This is a genomic window from Streptomyces sp. NPDC111507, assembly GCF_055638955.1.
This window is the reverse complement of record NZ_JBVKBU010000002.1, coordinates 898180-914028: the sequence shown is the minus strand read 5'-3', so window position 1 is coordinate 914028 and position 15849 is coordinate 898180. Positions and strand designations below refer to the sequence as shown.

12 protein-coding genes are annotated in these 15849 nt (G+C 69.7%); 6 read left to right on the top strand and 6 right to left on the bottom strand.

The features are described 5' to 3' along the window. Nucleotides 1-6: 6 nt before the first annotated feature. The 3 genes from ACZ7M2_RS11660 to ACZ7M2_RS11650 all read right to left on the bottom strand — a co-directional run bounded on the left by ACZ7M2_RS11660 (nt 7) and on the right by ACZ7M2_RS11650 (nt 3840). Nucleotides 7-2163 (bottom strand): hypothetical protein, encoded by a 2157-nt coding sequence (locus tag ACZ7M2_RS11660; RefSeq protein ID WP_471595061.1) that lies wholly within the window; start codon nt 2161-2163, stop codon nt 7-9. After that, nucleotides 2160-3011: a hypothetical protein gene (locus ACZ7M2_RS11655; protein ID WP_471595060.1), complete on the bottom strand. Its 852-nt coding sequence runs from the start codon at nt 3009-3011 to the stop codon at nt 2160-2162. Before ACZ7M2_RS11655 ends, ACZ7M2_RS11660 begins: the two co-directional genes overlap by 4 nt. Before the next feature lie 172 nt (nt 3012-3183). Next, nucleotides 3184-3840, bottom strand: a complete 657-nt coding sequence (locus tag ACZ7M2_RS11650) for a Crp/Fnr family transcriptional regulator (RefSeq protein WP_352046412.1) — start codon at nt 3838-3840, stop codon at nt 3184-3186. 591 nt (nt 3841-4431) lie between these two features. Here ACZ7M2_RS11650 and rpsL point away from each other — a divergent pair. The 6 genes from rpsL (at nt 4432) to ACZ7M2_RS11620 (ending at nt 12740) form a co-directional block, all read left to right on the top strand. Continuing rightward, nucleotides 4432-4803 carry a 30S ribosomal protein S12 gene (rpsL, locus tag ACZ7M2_RS11645; protein WP_003948652.1) on the top strand — a complete coding sequence of 124 codons (372 nt, stop codon included), beginning with the start codon at nt 4432-4434 and terminating at the stop codon, nt 4801-4803. A gap of 2 nt (nt 4804-4805) precedes the next feature. After that, nucleotides 4806-5276 (top strand): 30S ribosomal protein S7, encoded by a 471-nt coding sequence (gene rpsG, locus ACZ7M2_RS11640; protein ID WP_003992340.1) that lies wholly within the window; start codon nt 4806-4808, stop codon nt 5274-5276. Nucleotides 5277-5315: 39 nt separating this feature from the next. Then, nucleotides 5316-7442, top strand: coding sequence for an elongation factor G (gene fusA / locus ACZ7M2_RS11635; protein WP_352046413.1), 2127 nt, complete (start codon nt 5316-5318; stop codon nt 7440-7442). A gap of 168 nt (nt 7443-7610) precedes the next feature. Further along, nucleotides 7611-8804, top strand: coding sequence for an elongation factor Tu (gene tuf / locus ACZ7M2_RS11630; protein ID WP_101400105.1), 1194 nt, complete (start codon nt 7611-7613; stop codon nt 8802-8804). A gap of 108 nt (nt 8805-8912) precedes the next feature. Then, nucleotides 8913-9395 (top strand): DUF6193 family natural product biosynthesis protein, encoded by a 483-nt coding sequence (locus ACZ7M2_RS11625; protein WP_471595059.1) that lies wholly within the window; start codon nt 8913-8915, stop codon nt 9393-9395. A gap of 297 nt (nt 9396-9692) precedes the next feature. After that, nucleotides 9693-12740 carry a glycosyl hydrolase 115 family protein gene (locus ACZ7M2_RS11620; protein ID WP_471595058.1) on the top strand — a complete coding sequence of 1016 codons (3048 nt, stop codon included), beginning with the start codon at nt 9693-9695 and terminating at the stop codon, nt 12738-12740. On the opposite strand, the gene ACZ7M2_RS11615 is transcribed toward ACZ7M2_RS11620, so the two are convergent. The 3 genes from ACZ7M2_RS11615 to ACZ7M2_RS11605 form a co-directional block, all read right to left on the bottom strand. Further along, a complete protein-coding gene (locus ACZ7M2_RS11615) occupies nt 12730-13992 on the bottom strand; it encodes a cytochrome P450 (protein WP_471595057.1) in 1263 nt (420 codons plus the stop codon). The two genes, ACZ7M2_RS11620 and ACZ7M2_RS11615, sit on opposite strands and share 11 nt — an antisense overlap. Before the next feature lie 98 nt (nt 13993-14090). Next, a complete protein-coding gene (locus tag ACZ7M2_RS11610) occupies nt 14091-14687 on the bottom strand; it encodes a Uma2 family endonuclease (RefSeq protein ID WP_471595056.1) in 597 nt (198 codons plus the stop codon). A gap of 52 nt (nt 14688-14739) precedes the next feature. Beyond that, nucleotides 14740-15612 (bottom strand): helix-turn-helix domain-containing protein, encoded by an 873-nt coding sequence (locus ACZ7M2_RS11605; RefSeq protein ID WP_471595055.1) that lies wholly within the window; start codon nt 15610-15612, stop codon nt 14740-14742. Nucleotides 15613-15849: the final 237 nt, after the last annotated feature.

Genomic DNA, 15849 nt, shown 5'->3' with positions numbered 1-15849 from the left:
TCTGTGTCAGGCTGTCGGGACGGGGGGACGCAGTGCGGCGAGCAGGCGGTCGGCCAGGGGCGGGCGCGGGCTGCCGTCCCGGCCGCGCAGGGTGCGCAGTTCGTGGCTGAGGCGTTTGTGGTCGTCCGCCGTGACCACCAGTGCGGGCAGCAGCAGCTCCAGGGCCTGGGCCGCGTCCGGGCGGCGCTCGGCCACGTACACCCAGGTGTGCAGGGCGTTCAGGGCGCCCCGGGTGTGGGCGCGGTCGCCGAGGGCGGTGCGCCAGAGGGTGGCGAGGTCGCGGGCCGAGTCCGCCTGGTACATGCCGTCGCCGGCGTACCACTCGACGAGCGCGCCCTCCTCGGCGTTGTCGCACGCCAGAACGAAGGCGCCCAGCGCCAGCGCGCGGACCGCGGAAGTGTCGTGGTGGAGCAGCCGCACCAGCTCGGAGAGCATCTCGCCGCGCCTGAGGCCCACCGAGAGCAGCAGGGCCGTGGACTCGATCAGGTTGGCCGCCTCGGCCGGGCTGCTGTGGTCCGCGCGGGCCAGGGTCGCGAGGGCGCTCAGGGCCGGGGCCACCAGGTCCGGGCGTAACGGCGCGAGCAGCCCGAAGGCGCGGATCGCGGTCCAGCGGCGGGCCGGGTGGGCGTCCGTGCACCACTGGGTGAGCAGGCGCAGGACGACGGGCGCGTCGAGGAGCTGGGCGAGCGTGAGGGTGTTCGCGGCGGTGACACGGGGGCCGAACGTCTTCGACACCGCCCAGCCGTCGATCAGCAGCGCGACCGCGGAGGGCAGGTCGGCGAGCGCGAGCATGGCGGTGGCCGCGGCGGCCCGGGTCCGTACGACGGGACGCCCGTCGCGGGCCAGTTCCCGCAGCCAGGCGATCAGCGCGGGCCGGGCCGAGGGATGTCCCGTCCACACCTCGGTGAGCAGGGCGCGCGGGGTGTTCTCCTTCCGGAAGAACGCGGTGAACTGCGGTACCGGGCCCCATTCGGTCGCCTCGTTCCGCACTTCCCCCTCGGCGCGGGCCCGCGCGAGCCGGGTCTCGGCGGCGAGCCCGAACACCGGGATCTCCGGCGGCTCCTCGGGGTGCTGCAAGCGCTGGAAGTGCACGAACAGCTTGTCGGCGAGCTCGGCGGCGAGGACGTACGGCGCCCGGTCGAAGACGGCGAGCGAGATGAGGAAGGCCTTGTCACGCAGCGTGGACTCGGGGTCGCTCAGCCACTCCCGGCACTGCTGCTCCACGGCCGCCTGCCCGAACTCCGCGAGCCGGGTCGCAGCCGCCTCGCCGCCGTCGTAACCCGCCACCTCCTTCGCGAACTCGGCCGCCTCGGCGGGCTGATGGTGCCCCCGGGCGAGGAAGTCCCGCACCGGGGCGAGGGCGAGGAGGCCGTCGGTGTCCTGCGCGCGGTGCCTGCTCACATACGCGCGGACGACGGACGACGCCTCCGGCGGCTGCCAGACGGAGGGAGTGGCGCCCAGCAGGAAGGGTGAATTCTCGACCGTCACCACCAGATACCCGTCGACCTTCTTGAGCTGGTCGCGGGCCGCGTAGAGATGGGTGTCGCGCAGCGGCCGGTTGCGGCTCAGCGGCAGATCGCGCAGGACGTGCCCGCCGGGCGCGGTGAGCGGGGCGCTCAGGGTCGCCGGACTCGTCTCCGGCGAGAGGGCGTGCACGGCGGGCACGCCCAGACGGTGCAGGAGCATCAGCGCGGCGGCGTGGCGGCCGGTGGCGTGGGCGCCGGCGAGGACGAGGACGCGTTCTTCGCGGAGCCGGTCCAGGGCGGCGGCGAAGGCGGGGCTCTCGACGAAGACGGCGTCCAGGTCCTCGAGGTGGCGCCGTGGGATCTCTCCGGAGGCGTACGGCGCCGAAGCCGCCGAGCCGTGGTGGTGGATCTCCGTCTTGCCGCCCATGAACACGTCACCGGCGACCTCGCCGCCGGACACGCCGTGCTGGGCGCCGCCGACCAGGCTCCCGCCGAAGGACGCGGCCGAGCCGAGGATGAACCCCGGGGTGTGCGCGAAGAGCTCGCGCTGAGCCGCGCGCGCCTCCTGCGTCCGCTCCTGTTCTCCCTCTCCTTCCCCCTCCGCGTCCTGGCGCCGGGTGTCCGGTTCGGGGGCCGGGTGTACGTCCTTCGGGGGTACGTCGTCGGGGCCCGGCGCCGTGGGTGGAGGCACGGTCACGCCGACTCACCCCCGGACCCGCCGAGGTGGACGTCTCCGGTGACCTGGCCGCCCGACACGCCGTGCTGGTCGCCGCCGACGAGGCTGCCGCCGAAGGTGGGGGCGCCTCCGTCGAAGTGGAAGACGGCGCCCGCGGGAGGGGCGGAGGGCCGCGCCTCGGGGGCCTGGGACCCGGGCACCTGGTCCGCTGGCTGGTTCCACCTCGGTGCCGGACGCTCCCCCGAGCTGGCGCCCGGCACCGAGGTTCCCCCCTTCTCACTGTGGTCGTCGCCGGCCCCCGGTACCGGGCCGTGCAGCCAGGCGCGCAACGGGCCGTTCTTGCTGTCCACGGTCACCGCGTGGAAGTCCTCCGCGGGGATGCCCGCGTGACCGTGCCGCACGATCCCCGTGTGCACGCTCTCCGAGACGCACAGGGCGAAGTCGTCCGTCCGCTCCCGCAGGGCCGCGCGCAGCAGCTGGGCGTCGAGGAGGCGGCAGGCGTGGTTGAGGTCGGAGCCGACCCAGCCGTCGTGCTCGTCCACGGCGACGTAGCCCGTGGCGACGACGCCGCGCAGCCGGATCTGAGCCGAGCTGGACGCCATCCGGTTGACCGCGTGCAGCTGGGCGGGGACCTCGGTGAGCAGGGCGCGCAGCAGTGCGGTGACGGAGGCGTTGGCGTCGATCAGCTCCATCACGGAGTCGCCCCGGTCGGCGCGCAGGCGCAGGCGTTCGTCGATGCCGGCGCGCTCCAGGGTGCGGTCGGCGACGTCGTACAGCATGCGCCGCAGGTACGCCTGCTCGATGTCGTCCCGGTCGCTGTACTTCTCGATGTCGAGCAACAGGATCGTCCGGCTCACGGGGTCGGTCATGGTCGCCTCTCGCAGGTGGTGCGGCAGTGGCAGAAGAGTGGCGGGCGGGGTTGGGGTGATGTGAGGGCGGATGACGCATTCGGAGTGTGACGGCGTACACAGAACCCGTGCTCTCTCGCCCGCCCGACCAGCCCCCACCGGCCGGCAGCCGAAGTGATCCACCAGACCCACGTCACCCCCGCGCGATCCGCCGCAGCACATCCGGCCGCACGATCACCAGCGCCCGGCGCCCCGTCATCACGACCCCCCGCTCCCGCAGGTCCTTCAGCAGGCGTTGGACCATCTCGCGGGAGGCCCCCACCGACCCGGCGAGTTCCTGTTTGCTCAGGGGGACGGAGAGTTCGATGCCCTGGTCGGTGCGCCGCCCGTGGGTGCGGGCGAGGTCCAGCAGCAGAATCGCGAAGCGCTCCCGCACGCTGAGGGAGGCGAATTCCAGGCGGCGCCGATCGGCCGCCCGGGTGCGATCGGAGGTGAGGCCGAGGAGGGCGAAGGAGACGGCGGGGGAGCGGGCGAGGAACTCGGTGAACCGGCCGCGTTCGACCGCGACCGTACGGACCGGCTCCAGGGCCGTCACGGTGGCCGACCGTGGGCGCCCGGTGAGCGCCGCGGACTCCCCGATGATGTCGCCGGGGCCGCGCAGCGCGAGCAGCGCCTCGTAGCCGTTGGAGGCGGCCGCGGTCACCTTCGTCCAGCCGTGCGTGACGAACAGGACGTGCGAGGACGGTTCGCTCTGGTGCAGGAGCACCACCCGGGGCGCGTACGAGAGCTCGTGCCCGAGATCGAGCAGCGCCGAGCGGTCCTCGCTCTCCAGCCGGGCCAGGAACGGCACCCGGTCGTCGAGCCCCCCGTCGCCGGGTAAGCCCGACGAGTCCCACGAACCAGGTAAGTCCGATGACCCGGATGAGCCGGATGGGTCCGGTGCGTGTGCTGCCGTCATGGTTCCCCCGATCGCCACAGCCGACCGATCAAGGTACTGAAGGGCACACGGCGAGGGACAGAGATTGCGCGGTACCGTCGTGGATCGGAAACTTTTGGGGACGGGCGCCCCGGGAATGCGCTAAGGCCGGCCCAACAATCACCCCGCATCGGCCCCGCATCGGCCCCACGGCCGCCCCGTCTCCGAGTCGCGTCCGACCTGCGGGAGCACCGCGCTGACGTGGCAAGAAGTCCGGCGTGTCGCCCTGGACAGCATTTGTTTTGACCGAAGTCGTTGAGGTAGGTACGCTCAGACCTTGTGCCTGGGGTGTGCCCTGGCTCGCGTGCGTGCCTTCAAACCGCAAGGCGAGCCGTAACCGGCCACCGTAATCTGCGCCCTTTTCGCCTCGCGGCGGGAGTCTGCAGCATTCGACACACCCGACCGCGTGGGTCGGAGATGTTCCAGGTTAGCTTCACCATTCGGCACACAGAAACCGGAGAAGTAGTGCCTACGATCCAGCAGCTGGTCCGGAAGGGCCGGCAGGACAAGGTCGAGAAGAACAAGACGCCCGCACTTGAGGGTTCGCCCCAGCGTCGCGGCGTCTGCACGCGTGTGTTCACGACCACCCCGAAGAAGCCGAACTCGGCCCTGCGTAAGGTCGCGCGTGTGCGTCTGACCAGCGGGATCGAGGTCACCGCTTACATTCCGGGTGAGGGACACAACCTGCAGGAGCACTCCATCGTGCTCGTGCGCGGCGGCCGTGTGAAGGACCTGCCGGGTGTTCGCTACAAGATCATCCGTGGTTCGCTTGACACCCAGGGTGTCAAGAACCGCAAGCAGGCCCGCAGCCGCTACGGCGCCAAGAAGGAGAAGTAGAAATGCCTCGTAAGGGCCCCGCCCCGAAGCGCCCGGTCATCATCGACCCGGTCTACGGTTCCCCTCTGGTGACCTCCCTCATCAACAAGGTGCTGCTGAACGGCAAGCGCTCCACCGCCGAGCGCATCGTCTACGGCGCCATGGAGGGTCTGCGTGAGAAGACGGGCAACGACCCGATCATCACGCTGAAGCGCGCGCTGGAGAACATCAAGCCGACCCTCGAGGTCAAGTCCCGCCGTGTCGGTGGTGCGACGTACCAGGTTCCGATCGAGGTCAAGCCCGGTCGTGCCAACACGCTCGCGCTGCGCTGGCTCGTCGGTTACTCCCGCGCCCGTCGCGAGAAGACCATGACCGAGCGTCTGCTCAACGAGCTTCTCGACGCCTCCAACGGCCTTGGTGCCGCTGTGAAGAAGCGCGAGGACACCCACAAGATGGCCGAGTCCAACAAGGCCTTCGCGCACTACCGCTGGTAGTCGCTACCCCCATCGAGACCGAGAGAAGACCGAAGCCTTATGGCTACCACTTCACTTGACCTGGCCAGGGTCCGCAACATCGGGATCATGGCCCACATCGACGCGGGCAAGACGACCACCACCGAGCGGATCCTCTTCTACACCGGCGTCAGCTACAAGATCGGTGAGGTCCACGACGGCGCTGCCACCATGGACTGGATGGAGCAGGAGCAGGAGCGTGGCATCACGATCACCTCTGCTGCCACCACCTGTCACTGGCCGCTCGAGGACAACGACTACACGATCAACATCATCGACACCCCGGGGCACGTCGACTTCACGGTCGAGGTGGAGCGCTCGCTGCGCGTCCTCGACGGTGCCGTCACGGTGTTCGACGGTGTCGCCGGTGTCGAGCCGCAGTCCGAGACGGTGTGGCGTCAGGCCGACCGCTACGGCGTGCCGCGCATCTGCTTCGTGAACAAGCTGGACCGTACCGGCGCTGAGTTCCACCGCTGCGTGGACATGATCAAGGACCGGCTCGGTGCCGTTCCGATCATCATGCAGCTGCCGATCGGTGCCGAGATGGACTTCAAGGGCGTTGTGGACCTGGTCCGCATGAAGGCGCTCGTGTGGTCCGCCGAGGCGGCGAAGGGCGAGATGTACGACGTCGTCGACATCCCCGCCACGCACACCGAGGCTGCCGAGGAGTACCGCGGCAAGCTGGTCGAGACCGTCGCGGAGAACGACGACGAGATCATGGAGCTGTTCCTGGAGGGCCAGGAGCCCACCGAGGAGCAGCTGTACGCCGCGATCCGTCGCATCACCATCGCGTCCGGCAAGGGTGACGGCGTCACGGTCACCCCGGTGTTCTGTGGCACCGCGTTCAAGAACAAGGGCGTTCAGCCCCTGCTCGACGCGGTCGTGCGCTACCTGCCGACTCCGCTTGACGTCGAGGCCATCGAGGGCCACGACGTGAAGGACCCGGAGCTGGTCGTCAAGCGCAAGCCGTCCGACGACGAGCCGCTCTCCGCCCTCGCGTTCAAGATCATGAGCGACCCGCACCTGGGCAAGCTCACCTTCGTCCGGGTCTACTCGGGCCGCCTGGAGTCCGGCACTGCCGTGCTGAACTCCGTCAAGGGCAAGAAGGAGCGCATCGGCAAGATCTACCGCATGCACGCGAACAAGCGTGAGGAGATCGAGTCGGTGGGCGCCGGCGACATCGTCGCCGTCATGGGCCTGAAGCAGACCACCACCGGTGAGACGCTGTCCGACGACAAGAACCCGGTCATCCTGGAGTCCATGGACTTCCCGGCGCCGGTCATTCAGGTCGCCATCGAGCCCAAGTCCAAGGGTGACCAGGAGAAGCTGGGTGTCGCCATCCAGCGTCTCGCGGAGGAGGACCCCTCCTTCCAGGTTCACTCGGACGAGGAGACCGGCCAGACCATCATCGGTGGTATGGGCGAGCTGCACCTCGAGGTGCTGGTCGACCGTATGCGCCGTGAGTTCAAGGTCGAGGCCAACGTCGGCAAGCCGCAGGTCGCCTACCGTGAGACGATCCGCAAGACCGTCGAGCGTCACGACTACACGCACAAGAAGCAGACCGGTGGTACCGGTCAGTTCGCCAAGGTGCAGATCGCGATCGAGCCGATCGAGGGCGGCGACGCCTCGTACGAGTTCGTGAACAAGGTCACCGGTGGCCGCATCCCGAAGGAGTACATCCCTTCGGTCGACGCGGGTGCGCAGGAGGCCATGCAGTTCGGCATCCTGGCCGGCTACGAGATGACGGGCGTCCGCGTCATTCTTCTCGACGGTGGCTACCACGAGGTCGACTCCTCCGAGCTCGCGTTCAAGATCGCCGGTTCGCAGGCCTTCAAGGAGGCCGCGCGCAAGGCCAGCCCCGTGCTGCTCGAGCCGATGATGGCCGTCGAGGTCACCACGCCCGAGGACTACATGGGTGAGGTCATCGGCGACCTCAACTCCCGCCGTGGCCAGATCCAGGCCATGGAGGAGCGCAGCGGCGCCCGCGTCGTGAAGGGCCTCGTGCCCCTCTCGGAGATGTTCGGCTACGTCGGCGACCTCCGCAGCAAGACCTCGGGTCGCGCAAGCTACTCGATGCAGTTCGACTCCTACGCCGAGGTTCCCCGGAACGTCGCCGAGGAGATCATCGCGAAGGCCAAGGGCGAGTAACGCACCCCGTTTACACGCTTTAGGCTTGACACCGACCGCCGGGGCTTCGAACCGGCAAGGGGACGAGAGATCGTCCCCCGGGGGAGAACCCCGGCGGGCGGCATCCCAGCAAAGATCACCTGGCGCCGATGAGTAAGGCGTACCAGAACCACTCCACAGGAGGACCCAGTGGCGAAGGCGAAGTTCGAGCGGACTAAGCCGCACGTCAACATCGGCACCATCGGTCACATCGACCACGGTAAGACGACCCTCACGGCCGCCATTACCAAGGTGCTGCACGACGCGTACCCGGACCTGAACGAGGCCTCGGCCTTCGACCAGATCGACAAGGCTCCTGAGGAGCGCCAGCGCGGTATCACCATCTCCATCGCGCACGTCGAGTACCAGACCGAGACGCGTCACTACGCCCACGTCGACTGCCCCGGTCACGCGGACTACATCAAGAACATGATCACGGGTGCGGCGCAGATGGACGGCGCCATCCTCGTGGTTGCCGCCACCGACGGCCCGATGCCGCAGACCAAGGAGCACGTGCTCCTGGCCCGCCAGGTCGGCGTTCCCTACATCGTTGTCGCCCTGAACAAGGCCGACATGGTGGACGACGAGGAGATCCTGGAGCTCGTCGAGCTCGAGGTTCGCGAGCTGCTCTCCGAGTACGAGTTCCCGGGCGACGACCTGCCGGTCGTCAAGGTCTCGGCGCTCAAGGCCCTTGAGGGCGACAAGGAGTGGGGCCAGACCGTCCTCGACCTGATGCAGGCCGTCGACGAGAACATCCCGCAGCCCGAGCGTGACGTCGACAAGCCGTTCCTGATGCCGATCGAGGACGTCTTCACGATCACCGGTCGTGGCACCGTCGTCACCGGTCGTATCGAGCGTGGTGTCCTCAAGGTCAACGAGACCGTCGACATCGTGGGCATCAAGCAGGACAAGACCACCACCACGGTCACCGGCATCGAGATGTTCCGCAAGCTGCTCGACGAGGGCCAGGCCGGTGAGAACGTCGGTCTGCTCCTCCGTGGCATCAAGCGCGAGGACGTCGAGCGCGGCCAGGTCATCATCAAGCCCGGTTCGGTCACGCCGCACACCGAGTTCGAGGCCCAGGCCTACATCCTGTCCAAGGACGAGGGTGGCCGCCACACGCCGTTCTTCAACAACTACCGTCCGCAGTTCTACTTCCGCACGACGGACGTGACCGGCGTTGTGACCCTCCCCGAGGGCACCGAGATGGTCATGCCGGGCGACAACACTGAGATGACCGTTTCGCTCATCCAGCCCGTCGCCATGGAGGAGGGCCTGAAGTTCGCCATCCGTGAGGGTGGCCGGACCGTGGGCGCCGGCCAGGTCATCAAGATCAACAAGTAGTCCTTGTTGGCTTGACAGCCTGGTAGCTCCTCGCGAGCTCCTTGAAGGGGCCCGTACGACTTCGGTCGTACGGGCCCCTTTGCCGTGCCTGTCGCGCACACTGCGTGGATGGATTCCAACGGCCTGGGCGCGGTGGGACGTCGGCCGCTGCCGGCGAAGCCGGTTCTTCCGGACGTGGCGGCGGCGCATCTGCGGGGCCCGGCCGATGTCGTGGAGGAGCGGTGGCGGCGGCTGGCGCTGGTGTGGCAGTGGCGTCGCGAGCGGCAGGAGGTCCTCCGGCCAGGGGTGGGGTACCCGGGCATCGTGCACCTCATCGAGGTGGCCCACGCGGAACGGACACTGCGGCAGCTGTATCCGTACAACAGCCACTTCGCCCTGCATCTGAGCAGCTGTACCCGGTACCCGTACGTGGTGCGGGTGCCGAGCGTCCTGCCTCGGCACGACGGGCGCTTCCAGGTCTTCGTGCCACGCGTCGGGACCATCCTCGGCGAGACCGACACGGCGGAAGCGGCCGTCGCCCTGGTCGTGGCCCACCTTCCGGCGGGACTCGGCCCGGCCGTGGCCGGCACCGCCGACGATCTGTGCCGATGACGGTCTCCGTAGGCCGATCACGGTCTCTGTAAACGTGCTGATCGCCTTCGTGGGCAGCTGATGGCGGTCTCCGTAAGCGTGATGACGCCTCCGCCGGCCAATGACGACCTCCGTTGGCCGATGGCGGTCTCCGTAAGCGAGACGGTGTCTCCGTAGCCCCGAAGGCGGCCCCCGTAAGCCGACGACGGCCTTCGAAAGTATTCGACGCCGACGACCCATTCCCCCCGCGTGACCCTCCCTCCACTATTTGTCATGCCGCTGAGCAAATTCGTACGCCGTCGGGGCGAGGGGTGAGGCATGTCTGGAGACGTCAGTCGCAGGACCGTTCTCGGTGCGGGGCTCGGTGCGGGGCTCGCGGCGCTACCGGTGCTGTCGGGCGAGGCGTGGGCGGACGGTGGACGGCCGCGGCCCACCGACCCCGGCGCGTACATCTCCTTCACCGGCGGAGCGTTCTCGCTGGTGGGCGCGCCGGTCGTGGTGTCCCCGGAGGACCACCCCGGAGTCGTACGGGTGGCGGGCGACCTCCGTGACGACCTCGAACGGGTGACGGACGTACGGTCCGGTGACGGGATGGCCCGGGAGGTCGTGCTCGTCGGGACGATCGGGCGCAGCCCGCTGATCGACGGCCTGATCACCTCCGGGAAGGTGGATGTCACGGGGGTGCGGGGACGGTGGGAGACCTCCCTGCAGACCGTCGTGGAGCGGCCGATGCCCGGCGTCGACCGGGCCTTCGTCATCGCGGGCAGCGACCCCCGCGGCACGATCTTCGGCGCGTACGACGTCTCGTACGGCATCGGCGTCTCGCCCTGGTACTGGTGGGACGACGTACGCCCGGTCCACCGCGACGCGCTCCACGTGCTGCCGGGACGGCACACCCAGGGCACTCCCGCGGTGAAGTACCGCGGGATCTTCATCAACGACGAGAACCCGGCCCTCGGCACCTGGGCCCCCGCCTACTTCGGCCCCGGCAAGGCGCCCGGGTACGACGGCGGCTTCAACGCGAAGGTCTTCGAGGTACTGCTCCGCCTGAAGGCGAACTACCTGTGGCCGGCGGTGTGGGGCCGCGCCTTCGCCGAGGACGATCCGCGCAACCATGCCCGCGCCAAGGAGTACGGGATTGTCATGGGCACGTCTCACGAGGCGCCCATGATGCGGGGCATCGAGGAGTGGAACCGGCACGCGGTACCCGCCGTGCGTGACAGCGCCGGAACCGTCGTCACGCCCGGCCATGACCCGTACGGCGGTACGGGGGAGTGGTCGTTCCGCCGCAATGCCGACGCGCTCAAGGCGTACTGGCGCGACGGCATCCGCCGGATGGCCGACCAGGACTTCGAGGGCGTCGTCACGCTCGGGATGCGCGGAAACGGCGACACCAGCCTGCCGGACGGCGACGGCGTCGAGCTGATGCGGGAGATCATCGACGCGCAGCGGACGATCATCGCCGAGGTGACGGGCCGCGACCCGGCCTCGGTCCCCCAGGTGTGGACGCTCTACAAGGAGGTCCAGCGGTACTGGGACCGCGGGCTGCGGGCTCCGGACGACGTCACCGTCGTACTGACGGACGACAACTGGGGCAACATCCGCAAGCACCCCGACCCGGCCGAACCCGCGCGGCCCGGTGGCTACGGCCTCTACTACCACTTCGACTACGTGGGCGCGGGCCGCAACTACAAGTGGGTCGACACGGCCAACCTGCCCAACCTCTGGGACCAGCTCCACCAGGCGCACGCGTACGGCAACCACGGGCTGTGGGTGACGAACGTCGGCGACCTCAAGGGCAACGAGCTGCCCACCGAATTCTTCCTCGACTACGCGTGGAATCCCGGCCGTTGGGACGACCCTGCCGCGCTCGGCGCGTGGGAGAGGCGGTACGTGCGGCAGAACTTCGGCGCGCGGTACGCGGCAGCCATCGCGGACGTACTGGCGACGTACGGACAACTCCAGTCGCGCCGCAAGCCGGAACTCCTCAACCGCCGGATCACCCTCCACCCGGCATCGGGCGCGGTGGTGTACGACGACCAGGCAACCCCCTTCTACGGCCGCGAACTCGAGCAGGTCACGCAGGAGTGGCGGACGCTCGCGGCACGGGCCGGGCACATCGCGCGACGGCTGCCGGACTCGGCGCGGGACGCGTGGTTCGAGCTCGTCGGCTACGAGGTCGAGGCGACGGCCAACCTGTACGAGCTGCGGGAGGCCGAGTTCACGAACCTGCTCTACGCCGCACAGGGCCGGGCGGCGACGAACGACCTGGCCGCGGCGGCCGAGGCGGGCCTGCGACGGGACTTCGCGCTCGCCGAACGCTTCAACCACGGCGTCGCGGGCGGCAAATGGGCGGGCTTCCAGACGCAGCCGCACATCGACTACGGCGATGTGGCGCGCTACGGCCCGAACGCGAGCTGGCAGCAGCCGGAGCTGAACAACGTGGCACTGCCGGACGTCCTGTTCCCCGCGGTGCGCCGCATCGAACTGCCGCCGGGCGCCGAGCTGGGGGTGGCGGTCGACGGTTCCCCGAGCGCGGAGGCGGTGCTGAGCCCGTACCGGACGGGCCCCGCGCCGTACATCGAGGTGTTCAACCGGGGCCGGGACGCCTTCGACTACCGGATCGAGGCCTCGGAGCCGTGGATCACCGTGGACCGTCCGCGCGGGAGAGTCCGTGACCAGGCGCGGGTGGTGGTGAAGGCCGACTGGTCGCGGGCGCCGCACGGCCGTACGCAGGCCCGGATCACGGTGAGCGGCGCGGGAGCCTCGGTGGTCGTGCCGGTGATCGCCGAGCACCCCGCCGCCCGTGGGCTGCGGGGATTCGTCGAGGCGGGCGGGTATGTGGCGATGGACGCGGAGCACTGCGTACGGGCGGTGGGCACCTGGCGGCGGATCGACCGGATCGGCCGCACCGGGGCGGGCATGACGCCGTACCCCGTGACGGCCCCGCGCCGGACGCCGGGCAGCGCGGACTCCCCCCGCCTGGAGTACGAGGTGAGCCTGTTGAGTGCCGGCACGGTGACCGTGTGGGCGTACCTGTCCCCGCGCAACCCGGCCCTCCCGACGGGCGGCCTGCGCTACGCGCTCTCCTTCGACGACGCGCCGCCGCGGATGGTCGACATCCACGCGGCCACGGGAGCCGACGACGGCCTGATGAACAGCCAGTGGGCCCGCAACACCTCGGACAACGTGAACGTGACGTCGACGAGGCATGTGATGGCCGCTCCCGGGGTGCACCGCCTGAAGTTCTGGATGGTCGACCCGACGGTGGTGCTGCAACGGCTGGTGATCGACACGGGTGGGCTCGGGCCGACGTACCTGGGCCCGCCGGAGAGTCACCGTGTGGACCGGGGTGTCACCAGGTGACGGGCAAGGCCACCGGACCGCGGATCATCGTGCGCTGCCGGAAGGGGACCTGGTCGGCGGGTACGGCGAGACGCAGCCCGGGCAGGCGTTCGAGCAGGGTGTCGATCAGCAGCTCGATCTGCATACGGGAGAAGACGGCGCCCGTGCAGAAGTGCGGCCCGTTGCCGAACGACACGTGGGCGCCCGGGTCCCGGTCGAAGTCGATCCGGTCGGGGTCGGGGAAGACGTCCGGGTCGCGGTTGGCGGCCAGGTAGGAGACGTAGACGGCGTCGCCCGCGCTGACGAGGGTGCCGTGGATGTCGACGTCCTGCGTGGCGATGCGGGGCAGACCGACGGCGGCGCGGTGCGGGATGTGGCGCAGGAGTTCCTCGATGCCCGCCGGGCGGGAGGCGGGGTCGTCGCGGAAGCGTTCCAGCAGGTCGGGCCGGGTGAGGAGGAGGTAGAACATCTGGCCACTGTTGTTGGTGACGGCCTCGCCGCCGATCTGGAGCGGCCCGGCGACACTGATCGCCTCCTCCAGGCCGAGCTCGCCGCGCCGCACGGCACCACCGAGCAGGGCCAGCACATCTGTGCGGTCACCGTCGCTTTTGCTCTTGCTCTCGCTCTCGCTGTCGCGGTGCTCGCGGACGGCCTCCCCGATCCACCCGAAGAGCCCCTTCTTGGCCTGCTCGGAGGCCTCGGCGCCGCCCGCCGTGGAGATGATCTCCCGCGTCCAGTCGTGCAACTTCTGCCGCTCGTCGACGGGTACGCCCATGACCTCGCAGACGACGTTGATCGGGAAGGGTTCGAGGACCCGCTCGACCAGGTCGGCCGGGGGGCCGTCCGCCACCATCCCGTCCACCAGGACGTCGAGCATCTCCTGGGCACGGGGGCGCAGGCGCTTCACGGCGCTCACGGTGTAGGCGGCCGTGACGGCGTTCCGGAGCCGGTTGTGGTCGGGCTGATCGGCCCAGGCCAGGGCCCCGGGGCGCGGCGCGAAGTGCGGCGCGAGTCGCGTGACCTGCTGGACGGAGGCCTCCCGCCGGCTGAACCGGGGATCGTTCGTGATCATCTTCACGTCGTCGTAGCGCGTCGCCAGCCACGCCCAGCCCTCCCCGTACGGCAGCCGGATCCGCGTCAGCGGCCCCTCCCGCATCAGCTCCGCGAGCACCGGCTCGAACTCGGTGGCGTTCAGCTCACCGGCGGGCCAGTCCCGGACAGGGGGAAGGGGCCGCTCGGGCCGCTCGGCGAGTGTGCTGGTCTCTTCTGCCATGCGTTCAGCATGGTGGGGCGGGGGTGAGGTGTCGCGGCGGAGTGCTCCGGGCGCGGCAGCGGAATGCCTTCGTCGCGCCTTCGTCGCCGCGGTCCGGCTTACTGGTTCGGGTACCGGGGCAGGTCCGCGGTCGAGATCGTCCACTCGGCGATGGTGACCTCTTCGCCGTAGACGAAGTCCTTGCGGGTGGCGTAGCGGGGGCCGTGCGGGGTGGAGTGGATGTCGGAGAGGACGGCACCCTCTCCCACGCGCGGGTCGAAGATCACGTACAACGGAATGCCCAGCAACGGATAGTCCCGCACCTTGCTCACCCAGTCGTTGTCCGGGTTCGAGCGGGAAACGATCTCGATGGCGGCGATGATCGTACGGGGGTCGAAGGAGCCGTCTCCCTCCATGTCTGCCTCGGCGATCAGCATGACGTCGGGGTGGCGCATGACGCCCTCGGGCTCGTTTTCCACGTCCGGGGTACCGGTGTGGGCCACGAGGCTCTCCGGCATCACCTTCTCGAGGCGTTTCCGGAGGCGCAGCGCGGTGAGTTCGTGCTGCTTCACGGGCGACATCATGTCGTGGACGATCCCTTCCCTGGTGATCTCGAACTTGCCGGGAAGGGTGTCGTCCATGGACTGAACGAAGTCCCGCATGGCCCGGTACAGATGGGAGGCGCCCTGCTGCGCGTCGTCCGCGGCGATGGTCATGGCGCTCGCTCCTCGTCTGCCGTGCCCGGGGGCAAGGATCGTCACGTTCATGCTATGCGGCCTCCAGGAGATCGGATCGGCACTCGCGGCAGCGCCCGGGCACGGGGGAGCGGAAGGCGCGGTCGCAGCCCTCGCAGTTCTGGAGCGGATGTCGTACGTCCGGGGGCGGCGCGGGCCCGCGGAACGGCGGCGGAGGCGGCAGCTGCGCGGCGAGTCGATGGGCGAGAAGGGCGGCTGGGCGGCGTAGATCCTCCGGTGGCAGGTCCGCGGTCAGCGCGTGTTGTACGGCGGTGGGGGTGAGGTCGCGTTCCAGCCAGGCGGCGACTCCGGGGGCGAGGTGCTCCGTGTCGCTGCCGGAGAGAAGCAGGCGGGGGTCGTGACGGCGGAGGCCGGCGAGGAGGTCGGTGGCGATCCGGAGGAGGGTGGGGGAGGCGTGCGCGGGCCGGGGCACGGTGGGGAGGAGCTTGCGGGGCGGGCGTTCGGCTGGGACCGGGCGTCGGGTGGGCCTGCTGGGGGTGTCGGCCGTGGTCCCGTGCTGTCCGGGCTGGTTGCAGGAGATCGTGCGGGTGACGATGCGGCCGCCGGGGGTGCGTTCGCGGGTGCGGCGGAGGTAGCCGTGGGTTTCGAGCTCGCGCAGGGCGGCGGCGATACGGGTCGGGCCTTCGGGGAACCGGGCGGCGAGGGTCTTGATGTCGACGCGGGCACCGGTGGGGAGCGACTGGATGTAGACGGCCAGCCCGATCGCGAGTCCTGAGAGCTCCGGGTGCTGGGCGAGGTGGTTGCCGATCACCGTGAAGCGGGTGGTGTGGCGGGTGTTGTCGTGGATGACGCCACCGGGACGGGCGTGAGCGTTCTGGTGGGGGTGGTTTTTGCCCGCGATACGGGACTGGGGGTGCGAGGGCGCGCTAGGGTTCGGGGTGTCCATCAGGAAGGGCCTAACTTCCTCGGTGGTCAGGCCCTCGCAGGGATCGCTAGTCCCGGCGGGGGCCGTCGCATGTCCGCCGTATGTCTGCGGTTGTGTTCTGTCGCGCTGAGCGTAAGGCAGGCAACCGACCCCGAATCCACCTGAGTTGGGCATATTCACTCGCGGGAGTGAGTTTGCGCGGTGGTCACCGTTTCGGCGGGCGGGAGGGGTGGGGCTTGGTGGGGTTTCTTTCTCCTC

Excerpts from the sequence above, each read along its gene's own strand:
- rpsG (WP_003992340.1), top strand. The coding sequence starts at position 4,806 with ATGCCTCGTAAGGGCCCCGCCCCGAAGCGCCCGGTCATCATCGACCCG.
- ACZ7M2_RS11610 (WP_471595056.1), bottom strand. The coding sequence starts at position 14,687 with ATGACCATCGCCGCGGACGACGCGCAGCAGGGCGCCTCCCATCTGTAC.
- ACZ7M2_RS11605 (WP_471595055.1), bottom strand. The coding sequence starts at position 15,612 with ATGGACACCCCGAACCCTAGCGCGCCCTCGCACCCCCAGTCCCGTATC.
- ACZ7M2_RS11655 (WP_471595060.1), bottom strand. The coding sequence starts at position 3,011 with ATGACCGACCCCGTGAGCCGGACGATCCTGTTGCTCGACATCGAGAAG.
- ACZ7M2_RS11625 (WP_471595059.1), top strand. The coding sequence starts at position 8,913 with ATGGATTCCAACGGCCTGGGCGCGGTGGGACGTCGGCCGCTGCCGGCG.
- fusA (WP_352046413.1), top strand. The coding sequence starts at position 5,316 with ATGGCTACCACTTCACTTGACCTGGCCAGGGTCCGCAACATCGGGATC.
- ACZ7M2_RS11620 (WP_471595058.1), top strand. The coding sequence starts at position 9,693 with ATGTCTGGAGACGTCAGTCGCAGGACCGTTCTCGGTGCGGGGCTCGGT.
- ACZ7M2_RS11615 (WP_471595057.1), bottom strand. The coding sequence starts at position 13,992 with ATGGCAGAAGAGACCAGCACACTCGCCGAGCGGCCCGAGCGGCCCCTT.